The following is a 22091-nucleotide window of genomic DNA, read 5'->3' as shown; positions in this document are numbered from 1 at the left end:
TGAGAGGGTATGAAAGTTTTGCGTTTTGCCCTCCTTTGCCTGCTGGCGGCGTGTGCTGCTCCGCGTCCCACCACCCGCTTCAACCCCACTGCTACCCGCGCCGAGCTGCCCCACGAGGAAGCCGTGCACCCCAAAAACTCGCTCGAATGGTGGTACCTCACCGGCCACCTGCGCGACCAGGCTACCGGCGAGGACTTCGGCGTGGAATACGTTTTCTTCCACTTCAACCTGAAAGACGGCCGCCAGGACTGGCAGATGGTGAACGTGGCCCTGACCGACCCGCAAGGCCAGAAATTCCACTTCGACTACAAGCTGGGCAAGCTGCCCGTGCTACTCACCGACTCCCTGCCGCTGCGGCTGCGCGAGCACCAGCGCGGCGAAACCTGGAAGTTTGACGGGCAGGAGGGGGCCTACCACCTCCAGGCTGCCCTCACCGGCAAGGCCAATGCCGGCTACGCCCTCGACCTCACCACCCGGCCCACGCGCGACGTGGTGCTGCACAGCGGCACCGGCTACGAAAACTACGGCAACGGCATCTTGGCCGGTTACTATTCCTTCCCGCGCCTCAGCACTACCGGCACGCTCACGGTGGCCGGCAAAACCCGCCAGGTCACCGGCGAGCTGTGGTACGACCGGCAGTGGAACTGCACCAGCATCGTGGACAAAAACGTGGGCTGGGACTGGCTCAGCATCCAGCTCGACCAGCCTCAGGAGGAGTTCATGCTCAACACCCTGCGCAATTCCGCCACCGGCCAGAACCTCAACAACGGCACCTTCAGCGGCGCTACCGGCCCCAGCGTGCACCTCTCCGGCCCCGATTTTACACTCACGCCCCTCACGTACTGGACCAGCCCCACCTCCAAAAAGAAATACCCCGCCACCTGGCGCGTGCAGGTGCCCGGCAAAGGCTACGACCTCACCGTGGAGCCGCTGGTGCCGCAGCAGGAGCTGGCCCTACGGTTTTTCCACGCCTTCACCATGTATTACTGGGAGGGAATGTGTCGCGTGAAAGGCACCCACAATGGCCAGCCCGTAACGGGCAAGGCGTATGTGGAGATTACAAATCGGTAGGCTGCGCTTGTCATTGCGAGGCCAGATGGCCGACTACTGGTTCAGCACCACGCGGAACGTGGTGCCGCGCCCCACCTCGCTCCATTTCACGAAGAGCTTGCCCTCGTGATAGTTCTCGATGATGCGCTTGGCCAAGGCCAGGCCCAGGCCCCAGCCGCGCTTTTTGGTGGTGAAGCCGGGCATGAACACGGTTTCGAGCTTGGCTTTGGGAATGCCCTTGCCCGTGTCGGTGATGTCGATGGCGACCTGGCGGGGCGGGGCGCCGCGCCGGTACCAGGTGCGGCGGGTGCGCACGCGGCGCAGGTGCAGCGTGATGGAGCCGCGGCCTTCCATGGCATCCACGGCATTTTTGCAGATGTTTTCGATAACCCAGTCGAACAGCGGCACGTTGATGCGGGCCGGCGTGTCCATCGGCAGGTCGGTTTCAATTTTGAAAACCACCTTTTTCGACACCCGGCTTTGCAGGTATTCGATGGCGTTGCGGGTGGTTAGATACAGGTTTTCATCCTTGAGCACCGGTACCGAGCCGATGTTGGAGAAGCGCTCCGTGATGATTTCCAGCCGCCGGATATCCTTGCCCAGCTCGTCCACGATGGGCTCGTTTTTGAAGCGGTCGGAGTCGCGCAGGTAGTTCTGCCAGCCCACCAGGCTGCTGAGCGGCGTACCCAATTGGTGGGCCGTTTCCTTGGCCAGGCCCACCCACACGCGGTTTTGCTCGGCCCGGCGCGAGGAGCTGAACGCGAAATACGCAATGACGGCCAGGCAGCCAATCACCACCAATTGCACCAGCGGATAGGTGCGCAATTGCCGCAGTAGCTGCGAGTCGCGGTAGAAGATGTAGTTCACCTGCCCCGCTCCAAACTTCACGATGATGGGCGGGTGCTGCTTCTTCATCAGCAGCAGCTCGCTGTCGAGCAGCGTCAGCGAATCGGCTTTCGTGACGTGGACCGGCATGGGAATATTTTTGGCCGCGATAATGTCTTTGCCGTCGGTGCTGAGAATGACCGGAATGGTCGTCTTGCCGTTGATTATCTCATTGAAAACAAACGGATTGGTTTCGGATTCCGAATTAACAATAAACTCCTGTGCCTTGGCGTACAGCTGAATCTGCTGCTGCTCCCGCTCCGACACGCGCTGCACCAGCAGGTTGGTGTAGATGACCGTAGCCGCTCCGATGAGCAGCGCCAGCACGGCCACCAGAATTTTGATGCGGGTTTTTTGACTGTAAATCGGAAGCATGAACGGGAATACGGGACGAGCAAAGGAACGGCAGTAAAAGCGGCTGTTATGCAACACGCCTGTCATCCTGAGCACAGCGAAGGACCTTCTCACGCTTGAACGGTTCGCAGAAAAAATGATTGCTGCAAATCTGGTCAGGCGTGAGAAGGTCCTTCGCTGTGCTCAGGATGACAGGCGTGCTACCCCACCAGCACGGCGTTGCTGCTGGCAATTTCCTGCAAAATCTCCAGCACGTCGGCCGGGGTTTCGGCATTCACTAGGCTGGTGCGCCAGTTTTTGGCCCCTTCCAGGCCGCGGAAATAATGCGCGTAATGGCGGCGCATCTCGAAGATGCCCACTTTCGGGCCTTTCCACTCAATGCTGCGGTCGAAGTGCATCTGGCAGGCGGCCACGCGCTCTTCCAGCGTAGGCGGTGCGAGTAGTTCCCCCGTCTTTACGAAGTGCTTCACCTCCCGGAAAATCCAGGGGTAGCCGATGCTGGCCCGGCCAATCATCACGCCGTCCACACCGTAGCGGGTTTTGTATTCGAGGGCTTTTTCGGGTGAGTCGATATCGCCGTTGCCGAAAATCGGGATTTTGATGCGCGGGTTATCCTTGATTTTGGCGATGAGGCGCCAGTCGGCCTCGCCCTTGTAGAGCTGGGCGCGGGTGCGGCCGTGCACCGTGAGGGCGGCAATGCCCACGTCTTGCAGGCGCTCGGCCACTTCTTCCACGTTTTTGGTGCCTTCGTCCCAGCCCAGGCGGGTTTTCACGGTCACGGGCAGGTGGGTGTGCTTCACCACCGAGGCCGTCATGGCCACCATCTTGGGGATGTCCTGGAGCAGGGCCGCGCCCGCGCCCCGGCAGGCCACCTGCTTCACCGGGCAGCCGTAGTTGATGTCAATCAAATCGGGCCCGGCCTCGGTGCTGATGGCCGCGCACTCGCCCATCGTCTCCACGTCGGAGCCGAAGAGCTGAATACCGATGGGCCGCTCATAATCGAAGATGTCCAGCTTCTTGCGGCTCTTGGCCGCCGCCCGAATCAGGCCCTCCGAGGAAATAAACTCGGTGTACATCAAATCGGCCCCGTGGGCTTTGCACACGGCGCGGAAGGGCGGGTCGCTCACGTCCTCCATGGGCGCGAGCAGGAGCGGGAAATCGGGAAGCTGGATGTTGGGACCTATGTTGACCACGAGGATGAATTAATTTTAAAGGAGACGCCTGTCATCCTGAACGCAGCGAAGGACCTTATCACCAAAGAACGAGTCGTAGTAACTCAAATAGTGCAAGCGTGATAAGGCCCTTCGCTGCGCTCAGGATGACAGATGCCAACTAAAAGTCAGCGTATTTTACGCAAATTTACGCCCTTCCCAACTTGTACCCCGCTATGAAAGGTTTCCTACCCCGCACGCTGCACCCCGGCCTGCAAATACTGCTGCTGCTGGCCTTCATGGTAGCGGGAGCCTGCGTGGGCTACGCCATCATCTTCGCCTGGGCGCAGTGGGGCTTTGGCCTGTCGATACCCGAAATGCAGCGGGCCGTGCTGAACCCCACCACCTACCCGCAGGGCTGGAGCCTGCTGATGATGATGCAGGGCGTGCTCCTGTTTTGCGCGCTGGCGGGCGGGGCGGTGGCGCTGGCCTCGGCGCTGGGCTACGGCTGGGCCGAGTATTTTAGCCCGCGTCGGCTGGGGGCGTGGTGGTGGCTGCTGGTGGTGGCAGTGCTCATCATTGTCACGCTGCCATTTATGTCCACCATCATTGCCTGGAACGCGGGGGCACACTTCCCCGCCCAACTGCACGATTTTGAGGTGTGGGCGCGGGCCAGCGAGGATAAGGCGGCGGTGCTCACCAAGTTTCTCACGAAATTCAATTCGCCCGCGCGGTTTTGGGTGGGCGTGCTGGTAATTGGACTGGTGCCAGCCGTGGCCGAGGAGCTGGTGTTTCGGGGCGTGATTCAGAAAAACCTGGTGCGCTGGTTTTCGCCGCACGTGGGCGTGTGGCTGGGCGCGGCCATTTTCTCGGCCATTCACTTTCAGTTTTTTGGGTTCGTGCCGCGCTTTGTGCTGGGGCTGGTGCTGGGGTACCTGTACCTCTGGAGCGGCAACATCCTGGTGAGTATGGCCGCGCACTTCACCCAGAATGCCTTCCAGCTGTTCATCCTGTACCTGGCCCAGCGCGGCCAGTTCGGCTGGGGCTTCGACCCCGACTCGACCGACGCCCTGCCCTGGGCGCTGGTGATTCCGTCGGCGCTGCTCTCGGCCGGCCTGCTCTATTTCCTGCACCAACGCTTCACGGCCCCGGCCCCGCCCACCACCATGCTCACCCTCAGCAGCGAGGGCGTGGCCGTGCGCGGTGGAGACGCATAATTGCGTCTCGGCGTTAGCTCCGCTGACCTTCGGTTGAACGGCTTGCGTTGAACGTCCGTAACGGCACCTTTATAAACACCAACCCCAACGACAAGACGCAAATATGCGTCTATACATCCCTTCCCAACTTGCCCGACTCTACACCTCCGACTACCGCCTCTCCTGAAACTACCGCCGCGCCCGCCGGCCCCAGCAACCTGCGCCTGCGCGTCATCTGGGGCGTCATCGGGGCCGTGCTGCTGCTGGGCAGCGTCTGGTTCAGCCCCTTCACGTTCGGGCTGTTCTTCGCCGCCGTGCAGGCCATCATGCTCTGGGAGTTTTATCGCATGATGCGGGCGGGCGGCTACGCGCCGGCTACGTGGATTGGGGTGGGGGCGAGCTTATTATTATTTGCTGTGATTCACGCTTGGCAAGGCTTGCCTGAATATTGGCATGCTCAAGCCAACAATACATATTTCGAGATAGGAAAAGCAGCAGTCCCGATAGGTAGCGGTGCGTTGCCTGAGCAACAGATGGTGGTTGTGGGATGGGCCTTGGCAGGTATCGGAGCCATTTTACTGTTGCTGTTTCTGGTACTCGTTTTACGCGAAATATTTCTTTGGCCTAGTTCACCGAGCCCATTTGTGAATGTGGCAACAACATTTGGCGGAATATTTTACGTCAGTATTCCGATGGCATTGCTTCAGGTCATTGCTTATACCCAGCGGCATTCCACTGACCTCCTTCGCTACGACTACCGCCGCGTCTTCGCCCTGCTCTTCCTCATTTGGGCTTCCGACATCGGTGCCTACGCCGTGGGCCGGGCCATTGGCAAGAACAAGCTGGCCCCCCAAATCTCGCCCGGCAAAACCTGGGAAGGCTGGGCCGGCGGCTTCGCCATGACCTTGCTCGTGGGCTGGGCCATCGGCTACATGCTGCCCGATATGCCGCTGCTGCACCGCCTCGTGGCGGCGGGCGTGGTGGCCGTATTCGCGCCCCTCGGCGATTTGGCCGAGTCCATGCTCAAGCGTAGCGTGGGGGTGAAGGATTCGGGCAGCATCATGCCTGGCCACGGCGGTCTGTTGGATAGGTTCGATGCGTTTTTGCTGGTGCTGCCGGTACTGGCGCTACTGCAACTGCTGGCGGGCTAGGAAGTAAGTGGCCGTCGACTTCGTAATGACAAACCGGCCCGCCATCAAGCCAAAACCAATACCTTTGCGGCCCTAAACCGTATCCAAGTCCCACCCAACCTCCCATAAAATCCCTCATGGCAGCTAATACCGTGTACAAAGAACCGGCCCCGAAAGTCGACCGCGAAAACCCGCTCGAATCGATGATGTCGCGTTTCAATATCGCCGCCGAAATCCTCGGCCTCGATGATGAAACCTACAACGTGCTCAAAGCGCCTGACAAGCAGGTTATCGTGCACATTCCGGTGACGATGGACAACGGCAAAATCCAGGTGTTCGAAGGCTACCGCGTTATTCACAACACCATTCTGGGTCCGAGCAAGGGCGGCATCCGCTACGACAAAAACGTGCACCTCGACGAGGTGAAGGCCCTCGCGGCCTGGATGACCTGGAAGTGCGCCGTGGTGGACATCCCCTACGGCGGTGCTAAGGGCGGCATTATTTGTGACCCCACCACGATGAGCGCCGGCGAAATCGAGCGCATGACGCGCGGCTACACGCTGGCCCTGAAAGATATTTTCGGCCCCGACCGCGACATTCCGGCCCCCGACATGGGCACCGGCCCGCGCGAAATGGCGTGGCTGATGGACGAATTCTCAAAGACCAACGGCATGACCTCCCCGGCCGTGGTAACCGGTAAGCCCCTGGTAATGGGTGGCTCGCTGGGCCGCACCGAGGCTACTGGCCGCGGCGTAATGGTATCGGCCCTGGCCGCTCTCAAGAAGCTGAACCTGAAGCCGACCGAAGTATCTGCTGCGGTGCAGGGCTTCGGCAACGTGGGCTCGTGGGCTGCGGTGCTGCTGCACCAGCAGGGCGTGAAAATCAAGGCCGTATCAGACATTTCGGGCGCGTACTGGAACGCTGATGGCATCAACATCGACGAAGCCATTGCCTACAAAAATGCCCATAACGGCCGCCTCGAGGGCTTTGCCGGCGCCACGCCGATGAACCCCGACGACCTGCTGACTTCCGACGTGGACGTGCTGGTGCCCGCCGCCGTGGAAGACGTGATTACCGAGCACAACGCCCACGAAATCAAAGCCAAGCTGATTGTGGAAGGTGCCAACGGCCCCACTTCGGCCTCGGCCGACCCTATCATCAACGAGAAGGGCATCATGGTGGTGCCGGACATTCTGGCCAACTCGGGCGGCGTGACCGTGTCGTACTTCGAGTGGGTGCAGAACAAGCAGGGCTTCAAGTGGACGCTGGAAATGGTAACCGAGCGCGCCGACCGCATCATGTCCGATGCCTTTGAGAAGGTGTACCAGACCAGCCAGAAATATAAAATCCCGATGCGCATCGCGGCCTACGTGGTGGCCATCGACAAAGTAGCCCAGACGTACAAGTTCCGCGGCGGCTTCTAATCAAATAGTTAGCGTGATTTTGCGGATTGCGTAGATTTATTCTGCGTTCTTCCGTACTTGCTTTCTGGAAAGGCACGGGCCGCTCGGTTCGTGCCTTTCTGATTTCTGTAGCGACCTTTGCCCGGATATTCCGTTTACACCGTTTACCTCATCAGTCGGCCCGGTTCTGCGCGGCTGAGTAGCTTTTTCATCTGAAACCGAATTCCTGAACCAAAAGGCGGCGCAAGCCACGCTGGGGAGTTCGTTTCAAGCCGTGCTATATGAAGATTCATAAAGAAGGACGACGCATTCTGTTCGTTACGCTGCTGATTTTGCTGGCGCTCAATTTGCTCATGTTTCAGTTCAATCGGGGCCAGGATTTGGTGAACCGGCTCTTTGCCGGGGCCACGGTCATCATCTTTCTGCTGATTCTGCAGTTCTTCCGGAGCCCATTCCGGCACCTGTTCACCCACGAAGACCTGCTGCTGGCTCCGGCCGATGGCAAGGTGGTGGTAATCGAGAATGTGTTCGAGCCCGAGTATTTTGAGGATGAGCGCAAGCAAATCAGCATCTTCATGTCGCCCATCAACGTGCACGTGACGCGCAACCCCATTTCGGGCCTGGTGAAGTACTTCAAGTACCACCCCGGCAACTACCTGGTGGCCTGGCACCCCAAAAGCAGCACCCAAAACGAGCGCACCACCGTGGTGGTAGAGTCCGATGCCGGCCCGCTAGTGCTTTTCCGGCAGATTGCCGGGGCCATGGCCCGCCGCATTGTGTGGTATGTGAATGAGGGCGACGAAGTGAGCCAGGGCGAAGAGTTCGGCTTCATCAAGTTCGGCTCGCGCGTCGATGTATTTGTGCCAGTTGATACTGAAGTGAAAGTAGAGCTTGGCCAGAAGGTGAAGGGCGGCGAAACCGTGATTTGCCAGCTTAAGGTCTGACCACGGATTCGCTCGGATTTTTCGGATTGCACGGATTTTGTGAACGAACCGATTCGTTGGAATAACAAAAAAGGCCACCGCGAGGTGGCCTTTTTTATTCTAAGCACTGGTACATGCGCCGTCCACGAAATCCGTGCAATCCGAAAAATCCGAGCGAATCCGTGGTCAGAACCAAGTGGCGGCCAGCTGCATCAACTGCTCCAGCGCGGCTTGGTCGTCTTGGTCGAAATCGTTGAGCTGGTCGCTGTCGACATCGAGCACGGCCACCACTTGGCCGTTTTTGAGGATGGGCACCACAATTTCTGATTTCGAGTCGGAGCTGCAGGCGATGTGGCCGGGGAAGGCTTCCACGTCGGGCACGAGGACGGTTGCGGTCCGCGCCCAGCTGGCCCCGCACACGCCCTTGCCATGACGGATGCGCGTGCAGGCAATCGGACCCTGGAACGGGCCGAGCACTAACTCTTCGCCTTTCACTAGGTAGAAGCCGACCCAGAAAAAGCCGAATGCCTGGCGTAGCGCGGCAGCCGTGTTGGCGAGGTTGGCGGTGAGGTCGGGTTCGCCGGTGGTGAGGGCTTCGATTTGGGGCAGCAGCAGCCGGTATTGCTCGGCTTTGGTGAGCGTGGTGTCGAGGGCGAGGGTTTCGGCCATGAGTGTAGCGCGGACTTTTAGTCCGCGAGTGGATTTTTATAGATTGATTTTGAAAGCGCATTCGCGGACTAAGAGTCCGCGCTACTTATTCACGTACCAGAACAGTTCATCCGTTCCAACGTTTTCGACTGAGTGCAGGCCGCCGTGGCCCAGGCGCGGGGCGGCAATGCCCTGGCCCAGCTTCATGGGCGAGCGGAAAACCCGGATTTCGTCCCACATTCCGGCATTTATCAGCGCGTTGAGCACCGTGGGGCCGCCTTCGACCAGCACCGATTGGATTTGGCGCTGATATAGGTCGGCCATGACCTGGGGCATGAGGTCGTCGGCTTCGGAGAGGTGCACGAGGTCGAGGTTGGCCTTGTGATAGGGCTGGCGGTAGGTGTAGATGAGGGTGGGCTGCGAGCCGTCGAGCAAGTTATGGGTGGGCGGCAGGCTCAGGTTTTTGTCGATGACGAGGCGCGTGGGCTGGGCTCCGGGCCAGTCGCGGGCACTCAGGCGGGGGTTGTCGTGCAAGGCCGTGCGCGTGCCCACCAGGATGCCCTGCTCCTCGGTGCGCCACTTGTGCGTGAGCAGCCCCGCCTGCGGCCCGCTGATTTGGACCGGCTGGAAGTAGCGTCCGGCCAGAAAGCCGTCGGCCGTTTCAGCCCATTTCAGCACCAGATAGGGGCGTTTTTTCTCGTGAAAAGTGAAGAAGCGCCGGTTCAGCCAGCGGCCTTCCTCGGCCAGCAGGCCGGTTTCGACGTGTACGCCAGCAGCGCGGAGTTTCTCGATGCCACGTCCTGCTACCAGTGGGAAAGGGTCTTCATTGCAAATCATCACCTCGGGCACACCTTTGGCAATGAGCAAATCGGCGCAGGGCGGCGTTTTGCCGTGGTGGGCGCAGGGCTCCAGCGTCACATAGACGCGGCTTTTTTTCAGGAGTTCCTGGTTTTCCACCGAAGCCAGAGCGTTTACTTCGGCGTGGGGGCCGCCGTATTGCTGATGCCAGCCCTCGCCGATGATGCGGCCTTCGTGCGTTACCACGCAGCCTACCAAGGGGTTGGGCCGGGCATGGCCGGTGCCGAGCAGCGCCAAATCGAGGGCGCGGCGCATGAACAGGGCATCATCGTTTTTCATGGGCGCGAAGGTAACGAACGGGCTGCCGCTGGGGCGCAGCGCTACCTTTGCCCCAATGAACGTCCGCCAATTCACCACCTCCATTGCCACGGCGCTGCAAGCCATTTACCCCGTCTCCGAAGCGCAGGCCATCGCGGCTTTGGTGGCGGAGCACCTGCTGCAAATGGATTCCCTGAAGCGCATGACGGAGGCCCAGCAGCCCATCGCGCCCGGCGCGGAAGCCGCGCTGGAGCCGCTCCTGGCGCGCCTACTGGCCCATGAGCCGGTGCAGTACGTGCTGGGCACTGCCTATTTCGCCGATATGGAGTTGGAGGTGACGCCCGCCACCCTCATTCCGCGCCCCGAAACCGAAGAGCTGGTGTACCTCATCAAGCAGGAGCAGACGGGCCGGGTGGGCCTGCGCGTGCTCGACGTGGGCACGGGTTCGGGCTGCCTGGCACTGGCGCTGGCTCGCCTGCTGCCCGCCGCCGAGGTGCTGGCCGCGGATATTTCGGCCGAAGCACTGGTCGTGGCCCGGCGCAACGCGGCCCGATTTGCGCCGCAGGTAGCGTTTGAGCAGATTGATATTCTGAATAGCTTACCCCAAAAAATCGCCCCCGCCTCGCTTGATATTCTGGTAAGCAACCCGCCCTACGTGCGCGAAAGCGAGCGGCCCGAAATGCGCGACAACGTGCTGGCCTGGGAGCCCGCCACCGCACTGTTCGTGCCCGATGCCGACCCGCTGCTGTTCTACCGTCGGCTGGCCGAAGTGGGGCGGGTACTGCTACGCGCGGGTGGGAGTATTTGTCTGGAAATCAACGAGGCGCTGGGGGCTGAAACGGCGTCGTTGCTCACGCCGGAGGATTTTGAGGATGTGCGCGTACTGCCCGACATGTTTGGCAAAGCGCGAATAGTACGCGGCACGCGCCGGTAAGGCCATTGTCATCCTGAACGCAGTGAAGGACCTTGCCACGGTTGAACAACTTGCTCAATCGTGGTAAGGTCCTTCACGTTCAGGATGACAGAGGGGGCTTCAGCGCCAGCTAAAAGCCTACAAATTCTGCAGCACGAAATTCGTCATCTGACGGTAGAGGTGCAGGCGGGTGTTGCCGCCCGAGATGCCGTGGTTGCGGTTGGGGTAGTACAGCGTCTGGTAGTCCTTGTTGGCCTTGATGAGGGCGTCGACGAAGGCGATGGAGTTCTGGAAATGCACGTTGTCGTCGCCGGTGCCGTGCACGAGCAGGAACTTGCCGCGCAGGTTCTGGGCGAACTGCACGGGCGAATTGTCGTCGTAGCCGCCCGGGTTTTCCTGGGGCGTCTTGAGGTAGCGCTCGGTGTACACGGTGTCGTAGTAGCGCCAGTTCGTGACCGGGGCCACGGCGATGCCCATTTTGAAGAGGTCGGCATTCTTAGTCATGGCCAGCGAGGTCATGTAGCCGCCGTAGCTCCAGCCCCAGATGCCGATGCGCGACTTATCCACGTAGGGTAGCGTGGCGAGGTACTTGGCACCTTCGCCCTGGTCAATGGTTTCGAGCTTGCCCAGGTTGGCATACGTGGCTTTGCGGAAAGCCGAGCCCCGGCCCGAGGTGCCCCGGTTTTCCACCGAAACCACGATGTAACCCTTTTCGGCCAGCATTTGGTGCCAGAGGTAGTTGGTGAGAGCGGTGCCGCCGCCGGTGTTGTCGAGCACCGTCTGGGTGCTGCTGGTGCCGAAGCTGGGGCCGCCGTAGACGTGCATCAGCACGGGGTATTTCTTGGCGGGGTCGAAGTTGCTGGGCTTAATCATCCAGGCGTTCAGCTCCACGCCCTCACTGGTTTTGAAGGTCAGGAATTCGAGCTTGCCGAGGTCGTACTGGGTCAGCGTTTCCTTCAATTTGGCGTTGTCCTCCAGGGTTTTCACCAGCTTGCCGGTGCTGCCCTCGCGCAGGCTGGTCACCGTGGGCACGCCCGCCGAGGAGTGCACGTTCAGGAAATACTTGGTGTCGGGACTCATGTTCACCACGTCGGTGCCGTTGCCGGCCTCGCTGATGCGCTTTTTGTCGCCGCCTTTTAGGTTGATGCGGTACAAATGGCGCTGCAGGGCCGAGCCCTCGGTGCTGGTGTAGTACACGTTGCCGGTTTTGGGGTCGAAGCCGTTGATGGCCGAAATTTCCCAGTTGCCCTTCGTGAGCTGGCGCACCGGCTTGCCGTCCATGTCGTGCAGGTAGAGGTGTTGGTAGCCGTCCTTTTCGCTGGTAAACAGGAATTGCTTGCCGCCTTCGAGGTAGTTCAAATCATCGTTGATTTCGACGTAGGCCGGATTAGTGTCCGTCAGCACCACTTTGGTTTTACCGGTGGTCACATCGCCGTGCAGAATTTCGAGCTTGTTCTGCAAACGGTTCAGGCGCTGGATGCTGACGGTGTTGGGCACGCGCGTCCACTGCAGGCGCGGGATGTACTGGTCGGCCACCGGCCCCACGTCCATTTTCATGGTTTTGCCGCTGGCCACGTCGTAGCTGCTCACGCTCACCACCGAGTTTTTCTCGCCGGCCTTGGGGTATTTGAAGCGGTATTCCTTCGGATAAAGCCCGCCCCATTCCTGCATGTCGTACTCGGGCACCTGGCTTTCGTCGAAGGTGTAAAAGGCAATCTGCCGGCTATCCGGCGACCAGAAAAAGCCCTGCGCGAAGCCGAATTCCTCCTCATACACCCAATCGGCCGAGCCGTTGATGATGTTGTTTTTCAGACCGTTCGCCGTCACGGCGGTTTCCTGCATCGTGGCCAGGTCGGTCACGTACACATTGTTGTCGCGGGTGAAGGCCACGCGCTGGCCGTCGGGCGAGAAGGTGGCGTAGCCCTGCTTGCCGCCGGCGCTCAGCGGCGTTAGCTTCTTGCTGGCGCGGTCGAACACGTAGTAGCTGGCGCGGGCGCTGCGGCGGTAAATGGGCTCGGTGCCGGTCGTGAACAGGATTTTCTGCTCGTTGGCGTTGAAGGAATAGCCGTCCACGTTGAGCGGTGCGCCGGCCAGTTGCAGCTCGGCGGCGGCCACCAGGGTTTGCACGGCTTTGCCGGTGGTCACTTCGTACTGCACTAGGCTGCCGTTTTCCAGGGCCGAGTAGTAGCGGCCGTCATTCATCCAGTTGAAGCCCGGCACTGAGGCCGAGCGGAACGTGGGCTTGGCCCAGATGTCTTCTAATGTAAGGGGCAGCTTCTGCTGGGCGTGGAGCAGGGTAGGGGTGAAGCCCGGCACTAGGGCCGGGCCATTGGCCGCCAGCAGGGCCGCCAGCGCAAAAAAACGTAAACGCATAGGGAATAAGAACAAAATCGAAATAAGGTCGGCAACGGAACGTTAAAGGTAGCAGGAGCTGGCCGCAAGGTTGCGGGGCCCGGCTCCCGTTACCTTTGCATTATGCGTTTTCGCCTCCTGTTGCTTTGCCTGCCCGTGCTGCTGGCCGCCTGCTCCAAAACCGACCGGCCGGTTCAGCTCGACTTTGTTGGTATTTCCACGCTGACTTCCAGCAACAAGACGGTGCAGCCGAACGACACGCTTACGACCCGGGTGTATGCCGTGGGCAACGATAATAAACTCAAGCGCCTGAAAATCACCGTTACCTACGAGCCCGGCATCACGCCCATTATCTACCCGGTGCCTCTGTCGTCATACGACCCCGCTAAAAACGCACCGGACAAGAAGGAAATCATCTACCTCGATTCGCTGATTGAGCCCCAGGCCGGCAATGCCAGTGGCCACGCCATCAGCGAAACGCTGTTTGTCAATCAGTTTGCGGCGCGGGCTACCTCCGGCACCGAGCTGTGGCAATACACGGCCACCGACGTAGCTGGGGCCTCGGCCAGCCGCGCCTATCGCCTCACGGCCCGCAAAACCGATTCGGCGGTGGTGTTGCACAGCTTTACCGCGGTGATGCGGCCGGTGCCGCGCCGGGCCGTGGTAGCCCGGGGCGTGCGCGACCGTAGCCGTGTGTTCCTCAATCTGCAATACGGCCTGCTGTTGCCCAAGTACGCGGTGCTGAACCAGGAGCGCTCCGTGGAGGCCAACCAGGATTTGGTGGACCTGATTTGTGTGGCCGGCGGCACGGGAAACACCGTTGGGCTGGTGGCACCCGCCAACACCGATACAGCAGTGTGCCGACTACCCGCCATCTGGACCAAACGGCACGTTACCGGCCTGCACGCTACCGCGCTTAGCAGTAACCAGTTTGCGGCCGCTGCGGCGGCTGATTTTCCGGCGGGCTACACTACCAACAATAACTTTGGCACCAATGCCTTCTACACCGGGCCGCTGAAAAAAGGCCAGGTGCTGGCCTTCAAAATTACCGATGGTACTACGGAGCGCTACGGCCTGCTGCTCGTTTCCGACCTCGTACTGGGTTCGGCTCCGGTGCTCACCTGCACCGTGCGGGTGCAGAAGTAGCCGCCGTTGGCAAACAGAAAAAAGGGCTGCCCCAGTACAGGGCAGCCCTTTTTATTCAGTATCTAAATCTAAGCTTCGACTAAAAGGTGATGCCTGCTGTGATGCTGGTGGTGTAGCGGTTGCCATTCACTTTGATGACGGGCTGCAAGCCGTTGTTGAGAGAATAGGGCGTGTAGAGCTGGTCGACGGTGGTGTACACCACCGCTGCGTCCAGGAAGAAGTTGCCCTGGCGCAGGCCGGCCCCCGCCGTGTAGAAGCTTTGCAACCGCTCGTTGTTGGTGTCTGCCTTGTACGGGTCCCCGTAGCGGGCGTAGCCCAGCCGCAGCCGGAATACGTCGAAGCGGCCCTCGGACCCGAAGCGCAGGTTGACCGTGTTTTTGTAGCGGGCCTGGATGTCGCTGTTTTCGGTGGCGAAGGAGTAATTGTCGCCGTTGGCATTCTGCGAGTCGTTGTGCAGGCGCGCCTGCCCGTAGCCCACATACTCGATATCGCCGGTCAGAAAACCATGCTTGCCAAGTGTGTACGCCACCCCACCATTCGCCCGAAAAGGGGTGGTGATGGTATAGGCGTAGTCGTTGGTGGGCAGCGACGCCGAATAATCCCCAATCGGTAGGTCGCTCGGGACGCGGTCGGTGCCCTGTGCACTGTAGTTCGCCGTCAGGGTCTCGCTATACGTGTCGGTCAGCTGCATAAACGTGGGCGTCTGCACCGACGCTCCCACCCGCAGATTGTCCAACGCACGGTAGATAAGCCCTACTCGGGCGTTAAATCCTTTGCCCGAGGTCTTGAGCTGACTGTTGCTGGTCAGGCTGTTGAAATGGGTGTTAGGGTCATTGTCGGCCTCAGTGAGCGTGCGCAACTGGGTGTAGTTGGAGCTCACAATGCCGATGGCGCCGCCGATGTACAGCCGGTCGCGGTAGTTGGCCCCGTAGCCAATGTCGAACTGTGAAATCGAGCCCGAAGTGGTTAGCGTTTCGCCCTGGGTGAGGGTATTGCCCTGCTTACGCAGCACCACGGCCGAATCGGCTCCCGTGCGGGAGCTGCGGATATTGGCCAGATAAGCCCCGTAAGCCAGCCCCAGGTTGGAGGTGTACGTGCCGGAACTGGCCTGCTTGTCCAGGTCGGCAAAGGCAGTGGCGCCCCGAGCCGCATCGGCTGCGGGCTGCAGGCGCGACAGGTACGACTGATTGTTATTGAGGGTGCCCTGGTAGCTCGACGCTGAGTTGAAGTCGGCCACCCGGCTGAAGCCCAGGGCGAAAGCCCCGCCCCGCCACTCGGAGGTCTGGTCGTTGTCGGGGCGGCGGGTAGTGAATACCCCACCCAGGCTGGCCACGTGCAGGCTGTTTTTCTCCGCGCTTTGCGAGGCGGTGGGGCCACCGTCAATGCGGGCATCGCTCTGGCCGATGCCGATGCCGGGCGTGAAATGCACCTCTGATTTCTGGTACATGCCCAGGCCAGCCGGGTTGCTGGTGAGGTTACCAAAATCGGCTCCCAGGGCTACGTTGGCCCCACCAATGCCCTGTGTACGGGCCGGCCCTCCAAATTGCAGGCGGGAATAGCGCAGCGCGTCGCTGGCATCTTGGGCAAAGGCGTGGCCTGCCTGCCCTGCTACGAGGGCCAGGCTAAGCCAGATTATCCGTTTTTTCATGGGTGGGGTGGAAGAAAAGGAGCCAGCCGAAGGGCCGGCTCACTTGAGAATATTTTGCAGAAATACAGCTTAGCAGTTAGTCACGGCCCCGGTGGCCGCCGCCACCTCCGCCACCGCCGCCGCCATAGGAAGGAGTCGACGGGGCAGAATAAGAGGGCTGGCTATAGGTACGCTGCTGCGGCTGCTCATAGGTGCGCTGCCGGGGCTGGTCGTAGCTGCGCTGTTGCTGCGACTGGTCATACGTGCGCTGGCGGGGCTGCTCGGCCGCCTGACCACCGCCGTTATTGATTGGCTCGCCAAACACATTCTGGAAGAAGCCCCCGCGACGGCGCTGACCATCCTGTGGCGCAGCGGCTGGCTGCATCTGCCCGTTGCCCTGCGGCGTGGCCTCCTCGGCGGTGCGCATGCGGCCCCGGCTGTTGTCGCCCGTAATCTGGCCCTGCTCCGGGCGCGCGCCAATGGCGGGCTGCGGGTCCATGTTGCGGTAGCGCGGCCTGTCGTCCATGCGCTGGGGCTGGTTGTAGGAGTCATTGGCGCGCATGGGCTGAGCTGTCGGCGATGCCGAAACGGCTTCGCTACGGGTGCGCCCCACGGCATCAGCAGTGCTCATTGGCATCGATTCCGGGGTGTTTGACATGATGCGCTCGGTGCTGCGGCCGCGGCCACCGCCATTTGCCGTGCCAGGAGTGGCGGTGCCGGGCACAGCGCCCGCAGTGCCCGAAGAATACCGCCCGTCCGAAGCCCGGTCGTTGCGGTGTCCATAAGTCCGAACAGTGCCCGGGCCGCTGTTAACGCCATTGTTGTTGAACCCCCCGCCGTTGTATACGCTGCCGTAGTAGCCGCCCCGGCCATAATACCCGCCGTAGTAAGGGCTGCTGTAGTAATAAGGGTCATAGCCGCCGTAACCGCCGTAGCCGAAGGGGCTATAGCCGTAACCATACGGGCTGTACCCGTAGCCAAACGGACTGTACCCGTAGTAGCCGCCATAACCACCATACCCAAACGGCCGGCCAAACCCAAAGCTGATGCTCAGGCCCGAGCCGTAACCATATCCGTAGCCAAACGGACTGTAGAGTGAGCTATAGAAAGGGTCGTAGCCGCCGTAAGCATACGGCGAAAAGCCACAGGCCCCGCCGCCATAGGCATAACCCCTGTAGCCCAGACTGGTGTAAGGACTATAGGGAGAGTAGGAGCTCAGGCCCGGGCCGTAGTAGCTCGACGAGCCGTAGCCGGGCACGCCGCGCATGTAGGTGTACGTGTTGTCGTAGTACTGGTCGGAGCCGGAGTTATTCTGCCGGGCCGACGACGAGTTGGTGGAACCGCCGTTATAGTCCGGGTTGGCCTCCTCGTTGTTGGCGGCCGGTGCCGGCGCGGAGCTGACCACGGCCGTGGTGCGGTCTTTGGAGGAGTAATAGACCCCATCGTCTTCCGACGAAGTGAGGGCCGAAGTACCCGCGCAGCCGCCCAGCGCAAACAGGGCCAAAGCGGGCAAACAGGCGGTGAGCAGGTTTTTCATGATGAAAAAAGGTAAGGATGGGAAGGCTTTCTGTAAAGTAACGGACTATACGGTGGAAGCAGGATGAAGCGGTTCGAAATCGGGGCTAAGCCAACAAATAATATTGGAGAATAAGCTGCTCGCTGCCGCCCCGGGTGCAAATAGCTTCCGCAAGGAGGTCCGCACTTTAATAACGTAATTTGACCCCGAAACGGTGCCCCAAGGTCAATTCAAATCCTGTACCAAATCCGGGAACTTTTTCAATTACCCCTAAGATGCCTCCCATGAGTAAAAAGTTGCCTACCCGCCAGGAAGATTATTCGCTTTGGTACAATGAGTTAGTGAAGCGGGCCGGCCTGGCCGAGAACTCGGCCGTGCGCGGCTGCATGGTCATCAAACCCTACGGCTATGCCATCTGGGAAAAAATGCAGCGCCAGCTGGACGATATGTTCAAGCGCACCGGTCACGAAAACGCGTATTTCCCGCTCTTCGTACCCAAAAGCTTATTTGAAGCCGAAGAAAAAAACGCCGAAGGCTTCGCCAAAGAGTGCGCCGTGGTGACGCACTACCGCCTCCAGACCGACCCCGACAAGCCGGGCAAGTTGCGCGTGGACCCCAACGCCAAGCTGGAAGAAGAGCTGGTGGTGCGCCCCACCTCGGAGGCCATCATCTGGAGCACATACAAGAACTGGGTGCAGAGCTACCGCGACCTGCCGCTGCTCATCAACCAGTGGGCCAACGTGGTACGCTGGGAAATGCGCACCCGCCTGTTTTTGCGCACCGCCGAGTTTCTGTGGCAGGAAGGCCACACCGCCCATGCCACCGCCGAGGAAGCCGTGGCCGAAACCCGCCAGATGCTGGACGTGTACGCCGAGTTTGCCGAGGAGCACATGGCCTTGCCCGTGGTGAAGGGCGTGAAAACCCCCAACGAGCGTTTCGCCGGAGCCGAGGACACGTATTGCATCGAAGCCTTGATGCAGGACGGCAAGGCGCTGCAAGCTGGTACCAGCCACTTCCTGGGCCAGAACTTCGCCAAAGCGTTTGATGTGCAGTTTGCCAACAAGGAAGGTGTGCGCGAGCACGTGTGGGGCACCAGTTGGGGCGTGAGCACGCGCCTGATGGGCGCCCTCGTGATGGCGCATTCCGACGATGAAGGTCTGGTGCTGCCGCCTAAATTGGCTCCTATCCAAGTGGTTATCGTGCCCATCTACAAAACGGGCGAGCTTGATGCGCTGCTGGAGCGCATCAAACCCATTCAGATGGGCCTGCTGGCCCGAGGCATTTCGGTGAAGCTGGACGCGCGCGACACCGAGCGCCCTGGCTTCAAGTTTGCCGAGTGGGAGCTGAAGGGCGTGCCCGTGCGCCTGGCCATCGGCGCGCGCGACCTCGACGCCGGCATGGTGGAAGTGGTGCGCCGCGACACCAAGGAGAAAATGAGCCTGCCCCTGGCCGACATCGTGGCTAGCGTGGACCAGCTGCTGACCGACATCCAAACCAACATCTACGAGCGCGCCAAAAACTTCCGCACTGCCCACACTACCCGCGTGGATAGCTACGACGAGTTCAAGCGGATGCTGGACGAGGAGCCCGGCTTCCTGCTGGCGCATTACGACGGCACTTCCGAAACCGAAGAGCGCATCAAAGAAGAAACCAAAGCCACCGTGCGCTGCCTGCCCCTGAACGAGGCCGACGAAGAAGGCATCTGCATGGTAACGGGCAAGCCCAGCCCGCGCCGCGCCTACTTCGCCCGCGCTTACTAGGTCGGGTTAGCTGTTGCCTGAACTGTCATTCCGACGCAGGAGGAATCTAAGTGAGGTCGTTGAATAACGCTTTTCATCAGATTCTTCCTGCGTCGGAATGACAATTTTTTGCGCCTGATAGTCGGCCTAAAGAGGATAGTATGTCTGTTCACTAGTACCTTCGGAGAGAATTATCTTGCCTGATAACCTCGAATTAGCCATTTCATCATCTTTCCATAACATTTTACCGCATTACTATGAAACATGCCATATTCGCCGGACTGCTGACGCTGGGCACCCTGGCCGCCAATGCCCAGACGGGCAAAATTCAGGTGCCAGCCCAAGCCATCACCCAACTCGAAGACCTGAAAGAACTCACCAAAGCCGAAGTAGCCAAGGCCGGCAAAGCCACCAAAGCCCAGGCCGAAGTGCGGCCCGAACTCAACCGCTACCTCGTTATTTCGGCCGATGATTTCCTGCGCGTGACCAAGGAGCAGCCCACCAAGGAGGCCTACCTCAAGTGCCTGGACAACGGCCTGGCCCGCGTAGCGCCGCTCACCGAGACTGCCACTGACCGCCAGCAAGTGGCCGAATATTTCCAGGAGCTAATGGAAATTGTGGGTCTGGAAAGCTCCGAAGGCCGCTTGGATGCTTTCGTGGGTGCGGCCGGCAAAGCGCGGCAGTAGCGGCATTCTTACTATAAGAAAAGCCCCGACACAGTGCGTGTCGGGGCTTTTTTGCATTCGGTGGGGCCGGGTTTACTTCTTGGTGATGGTGAACTCCACGCGGCGGTTCTTGGCGCGGGTTTCTTCCTGGTCGTTGCTGGCAATGGGCTTGGTATCGCCGAAGCCTTCGGTGGTCACGCGCTCAGCCTTGATGCCGTGGCTGCCGAGGTATTTCTTCACCTCATTCACGCGGTCCTGGCTGAGCTTGAGGTTCAGGGCCGGGTCGCCCTGGTTGTCGGTGTGGCCCGAGAGCTTGATTTCCACCGTCGGGTAATCCTTCATGATGCGGATGAGGCGCAGCAATTCGGGATAGGAGTTGGTGGTGAGGTAGTACTTGCTTTGCTGGAAGAAGATGTTGTTCATCTTCACCGTCTGGCCCACGTTGAAGGGCACGAGGAACAGGTCCTGCTTCTGCTCGGAATATTTGTCCTTGGCCGTTACATCGAGGTTGGCGTTTTCGGCGATGTAGCCTTTGGCTTCGGCACGGTAGCCGTATTGCACGCCGCTGGGCAGCACGATGGTGTAGGAACCATCCACCGGGTCGGTTTCGGCTACGCCGATTTCCTCACCCGTGAGCAGGTTTTCGTAGTGAATGATGGCCCGGATGGGCTTGCCGGTGTTCACATCCAGCACTTTGCCGGTTACCAGCGTCACCACTTCGGGCTGGAAGGCGGGGGCCAGCGAGATGCGGAAAATATCCTTGGAGCCGTTCGTGCCGTTGCGCGACGACACCAGGTAAGCATCCTGGCCGGCGGCCGAAATGGTGTAGTAGGCGTCGAAATCGGGCGAGTTCACTACCGGGCCCAGGTTGCGGGGCGGGCTCCAATTGGTCCAGGTATCGTCGAGGCGTTTGCTATAAAAGATGTCCGACTTGCCGTAGCCGCCCCGGCCTTCGCTGGCGAAGTACAGGGTCTTTTCATCGGCGGCGAGGAAGGGGGCGAAGTCTGATTTGGCGGTGTTCACGTTCGGACCCAGGTTTTTGGGCTTGGTCCAGGTGTTGTTCATTTCGGGCACCGGGAAGCTCACGAAGAGGTCCTGCCCGCCCAGGCCGTCCGGCCGCTCCACGGCCATGAGCAGGGCTTTGCCCGAAGTAGCCAGGAAGAAGTCGACGTGCTCCTTATCAAGGTTCACGAAGTCCTTGATGACCTGCGGCACCGGTTGCGTCCAGCCCATGCGGGTATGCTTGGTGAGGCTGCACCCGAGCGGGTCCATGGTCCCGTCGCGGTTGTAGATGTTGATGAGGATGGCATTCTGGCCGTTGGCCGACACCGAGGCGATGCCGTTGGGGTCGTCGGGGGTGTTCACGGGGCCGCCCACGTTTTTGGCCAGGCCCCAGGTTTTGTTTTTACCACTTAGCAGGGCCGAGGCGAAAACGTCCTGTGGGTCGCGGCTGCCGCCCACGTTATCGGGGTTGCTTTCGCGGGCGAAGTACAACGTGCGGCCGTTGGGCGAGATAACCGGGTGGGTTTCCACGTAGCGGGTGTTCACGTTCGGGCCCAGGTTCACCAGCGAGGAATCGAACTGGCTGGATTTCACCGCATCGGGGCCTTTCTCGCCGGTAAAGGCCTGCTTCACCATCGTTGATGCCACGTCGGCGATGCCGATGGCGTCAATCTGGTTGATGCCTTCGACTTTGGCCGTATTCATGCGCACCACTACGCCCAAGGTGCGGTACTCGGCGGCCGGGAATTTCACTTCCAGCGTGCGCGAGGGCTCGGGCAGGGGGCCGGGGTTGTCGTTGGAATACACTTCGTGGTGCACGCCTTTGGTATCCACCAGCTCGACTTTGGTGATGGAGCCGGGGTTGAAGTTCTCGACAATGGTGACCTGCTGGGCCGCCACCGAACGCGCAAAGCGCACTTCAATGAACTCATTGGGGCCCTCCTTGCGCGGAATCCAGGCATCGTTGCTGATTTGGCCCAGCGGCAGGGCGTTGGGCACGCCCAGCACCTGTGAGGGCGAGAACGGGTCTTTGCCCTCGGATTTCTGCGACGACACGGCCACCAGGCGGGCGGCCCATTGCACGTGCTGGGCCTGGGCCGAAGTAGCGGCCAGCAGGCCCAGCGCCACCGGCGTGGCCGTCAGCATGCGTTTGATAAGATAACTATTCATGGTAACGATAGCAGAAAAGGAGAAGTGGCATGAGGGCCCCGGGCAAATTTACATCAGCGCGGCCGGGGACGGGCCGGCGTTTCGACAGCTAACCTAACGAAAAAC

General features: G+C 60.5%; 17 protein-coding genes. 9 read left to right on the top strand and 8 right to left on the bottom strand.

The annotated features are described in order from the left end of the window. The first annotated feature begins 9 nt into the window (after positions 1-9). The gene (locus tag ACYVM5_RS05260; protein ID WP_460617084.1) at positions 10-1071 is read left to right on the top strand and encodes a lipocalin family protein; all 1062 of its coding nucleotides are present in this window, start codon (positions 10-12) and stop codon (positions 1069-1071) included. A 33-nt stretch (positions 1072-1104) separates the two neighbouring features. On the opposite strand, the gene ACYVM5_RS05255 is transcribed toward ACYVM5_RS05260, so the two are convergent. Together ACYVM5_RS05255 and dusB are read right to left on the bottom strand one after the other, a co-directional pair. Next, complete coding sequence (locus ACYVM5_RS05255; protein ID WP_460617083.1) at positions 1105-2310, bottom strand: nitrogen regulation protein NR(II); 1206 nt, start codon at positions 2308-2310, stop codon at positions 1105-1107. A gap of 179 nt (positions 2311-2489) precedes the next feature. After that, positions 2490-3482: a tRNA dihydrouridine synthase gene (dusB, locus tag ACYVM5_RS05250; RefSeq protein WP_460617082.1), complete on the bottom strand. Its 993-nt coding sequence runs from the start codon at positions 3480-3482 to the stop codon at positions 2490-2492. 194 nt (positions 3483-3676) lie between these two features. On the opposite strand from dusB, the gene ACYVM5_RS05245 reads away from it, so the two are divergent. From ACYVM5_RS05245 to ACYVM5_RS05230, 4 genes are all read left to right on the top strand, one after another. Further along, entirely contained in the window at positions 3677-4657 is a 981-nt protein-coding gene (locus tag ACYVM5_RS05245) for a CPBP family intramembrane glutamic endopeptidase (protein ID WP_460617081.1), read from the top strand. A gap of 128 nt (positions 4658-4785) precedes the next feature. Then, positions 4786-5787: a phosphatidate cytidylyltransferase gene (locus ACYVM5_RS05240; protein ID WP_460617080.1), complete on the top strand. Its 1002-nt coding sequence runs from the start codon at positions 4786-4788 to the stop codon at positions 5785-5787. Positions 5788-5903: 116 nt separating this feature from the next. Beyond that, the gene (locus tag ACYVM5_RS05235) at positions 5904-7190 is read left to right on the top strand and encodes a Glu/Leu/Phe/Val family dehydrogenase (RefSeq protein ID WP_460617079.1); all 1287 of its coding nucleotides are present in this window, start codon (positions 5904-5906) and stop codon (positions 7188-7190) included. A 260-nt stretch (positions 7191-7450) separates the two neighbouring features. Then, positions 7451-8113, top strand: coding sequence for a phosphatidylserine decarboxylase family protein (locus ACYVM5_RS05230; protein ID WP_198070015.1), 663 nt, complete (start codon positions 7451-7453; stop codon positions 8111-8113). A gap of 165 nt (positions 8114-8278) precedes the next feature. On the opposite strand, the gene ACYVM5_RS05225 is transcribed toward ACYVM5_RS05230, so the two are convergent. Both ACYVM5_RS05225 and ribD read right to left on the bottom strand, forming a co-directional pair. Next, the gene (locus ACYVM5_RS05225; RefSeq protein ID WP_460617078.1) at positions 8279-8761 is read right to left on the bottom strand and encodes a GAF domain-containing protein; all 483 of its coding nucleotides are present in this window, start codon (positions 8759-8761) and stop codon (positions 8279-8281) included. A gap of 81 nt (positions 8762-8842) precedes the next feature. Beyond that, complete coding sequence (gene ribD / locus ACYVM5_RS05220) at positions 8843-9877, bottom strand: bifunctional diaminohydroxyphosphoribosylaminopyrimidine deaminase/5-amino-6-(5-phosphoribosylamino)uracil reductase RibD (protein WP_460617077.1); 1035 nt, start codon at positions 9875-9877, stop codon at positions 8843-8845. Between the two features lie 55 nt (positions 9878-9932). Between ribD and prmC the strand changes: the two genes are divergently transcribed. Continuing rightward, a complete protein-coding gene (gene prmC / locus ACYVM5_RS05215) occupies positions 9933-10790 on the top strand; it encodes a N5-glutamine methyltransferase family protein (RefSeq protein WP_460617076.1) in 858 nt (285 codons plus the stop codon). A gap of 117 nt (positions 10791-10907) precedes the next feature. Here prmC and ACYVM5_RS05210 read toward each other — a convergent pair whose 3' ends face one another. Beyond that, positions 10908-13142 (bottom strand): S9 family peptidase, encoded by a 2235-nt coding sequence (locus tag ACYVM5_RS05210; protein WP_460617075.1) that lies wholly within the window; start codon positions 13140-13142, stop codon positions 10908-10910. A 102-nt stretch (positions 13143-13244) separates the two neighbouring features. Between ACYVM5_RS05210 and ACYVM5_RS05205 the strand changes: the two genes are divergently transcribed. Next, positions 13245-14267: a hypothetical protein gene (locus ACYVM5_RS05205; protein WP_460617074.1), complete on the top strand. Its 1023-nt coding sequence runs from the start codon at positions 13245-13247 to the stop codon at positions 14265-14267. Between the two features lie 79 nt (positions 14268-14346). Here ACYVM5_RS05205 and ACYVM5_RS05200 read toward each other — a convergent pair whose 3' ends face one another. Together ACYVM5_RS05200 and ACYVM5_RS05195 are read right to left on the bottom strand one after the other, a co-directional pair. Continuing rightward, positions 14347-15915: an OmpP1/FadL family transporter gene (locus ACYVM5_RS05200; RefSeq protein ID WP_460617073.1), complete on the bottom strand. Its 1569-nt coding sequence runs from the start codon at positions 15913-15915 to the stop codon at positions 14347-14349. Positions 15916-15991: 76 nt separating this feature from the next. Further along, positions 15992-17431 (bottom strand): hypothetical protein, encoded by a 1440-nt coding sequence (locus tag ACYVM5_RS05195; RefSeq protein WP_460617072.1) that lies wholly within the window; start codon positions 17429-17431, stop codon positions 15992-15994. Positions 17432-17694: 263 nt separating this feature from the next. Here ACYVM5_RS05195 and proS point away from each other — a divergent pair, with 263 nt between their 5' ends. After that, a complete protein-coding gene (proS, locus tag ACYVM5_RS05190) occupies positions 17695-19170 on the top strand; it encodes a proline--tRNA ligase (protein WP_460617071.1) in 1476 nt (491 codons plus the stop codon). Between the two features lie 236 nt (positions 19171-19406). Further along, positions 19407-19835: a DUF4844 domain-containing protein gene (locus ACYVM5_RS05185; RefSeq protein WP_460617070.1), complete on the top strand. Its 429-nt coding sequence runs from the start codon at positions 19407-19409 to the stop codon at positions 19833-19835. Positions 19836-19907: 72 nt separating this feature from the next. Here ACYVM5_RS05185 and ACYVM5_RS05180 read toward each other — a convergent pair whose 3' ends face one another. Continuing rightward, positions 19908-21986: an OmpA family protein gene (locus tag ACYVM5_RS05180; RefSeq protein WP_460617069.1), complete on the bottom strand. Its 2079-nt coding sequence runs from the start codon at positions 21984-21986 to the stop codon at positions 19908-19910. Between the last annotated feature and the right edge of the window lie 105 nt (positions 21987-22091).

The sequence above is a fragment of the Hymenobacter ruber genome (assembly GCF_054783255.1).
The sequence above is the reverse complement of the archived record's forward strand: the minus strand, read 5'-3'. Positions and strand labels throughout refer to the sequence as shown.

Coding starts and splice junctions, on each gene's coding strand:
- ACYVM5_RS05255 (WP_460617083.1), bottom strand. CDS start 2,310: ATGCTTCCGATTTACAGTCAAAAAACCCGCATCAAAATTCTGGTGGCC.
- prmC (WP_460617076.1), top strand. CDS start 9,933: ATGAACGTCCGCCAATTCACCACCTCCATTGCCACGGCGCTGCAAGCC.
- ACYVM5_RS05200 (WP_460617073.1), bottom strand. CDS start 15,915: ATGAAAAAACGGATAATCTGGCTTAGCCTGGCCCTCGTAGCAGGGCAG.
- ACYVM5_RS05235 (WP_460617079.1), top strand. CDS start 5,904: ATGGCAGCTAATACCGTGTACAAAGAACCGGCCCCGAAAGTCGACCGC.
- ACYVM5_RS05230 (WP_198070015.1), top strand. CDS start 7,451: ATGAAGATTCATAAAGAAGGACGACGCATTCTGTTCGTTACGCTGCTG.
- ACYVM5_RS05245 (WP_460617081.1), top strand. CDS start 3,677: ATGAAAGGTTTCCTACCCCGCACGCTGCACCCCGGCCTGCAAATACTG.
- ACYVM5_RS05180 (WP_460617069.1), bottom strand. CDS start 21,986: ATGAATAGTTATCTTATCAAACGCATGCTGACGGCCACGCCGGTGGCG.
- ACYVM5_RS05225 (WP_460617078.1), bottom strand. CDS start 8,761: ATGGCCGAAACCCTCGCCCTCGACACCACGCTCACCAAAGCCGAGCAA.
- ACYVM5_RS05185 (WP_460617070.1), top strand. CDS start 19,407: ATGAAACATGCCATATTCGCCGGACTGCTGACGCTGGGCACCCTGGCC.
- proS (WP_460617071.1), top strand. CDS start 17,695: ATGAGTAAAAAGTTGCCTACCCGCCAGGAAGATTATTCGCTTTGGTAC.
- ACYVM5_RS05210 (WP_460617075.1), bottom strand. CDS start 13,142: ATGCGTTTACGTTTTTTTGCGCTGGCGGCCCTGCTGGCGGCCAATGGC.
- ribD (WP_460617077.1), bottom strand. CDS start 9,877: ATGAAAAACGATGATGCCCTGTTCATGCGCCGCGCCCTCGATTTGGCG.
- ACYVM5_RS05260 (WP_460617084.1), top strand. CDS start 10: ATGAAAGTTTTGCGTTTTGCCCTCCTTTGCCTGCTGGCGGCGTGTGCT.
- ACYVM5_RS05195 (WP_460617072.1), bottom strand. CDS start 17,431: ATGAAAAACCTGCTCACCGCCTGTTTGCCCGCTTTGGCCCTGTTTGCG.
- ACYVM5_RS05205 (WP_460617074.1), top strand. CDS start 13,245: ATGCGTTTTCGCCTCCTGTTGCTTTGCCTGCCCGTGCTGCTGGCCGCC.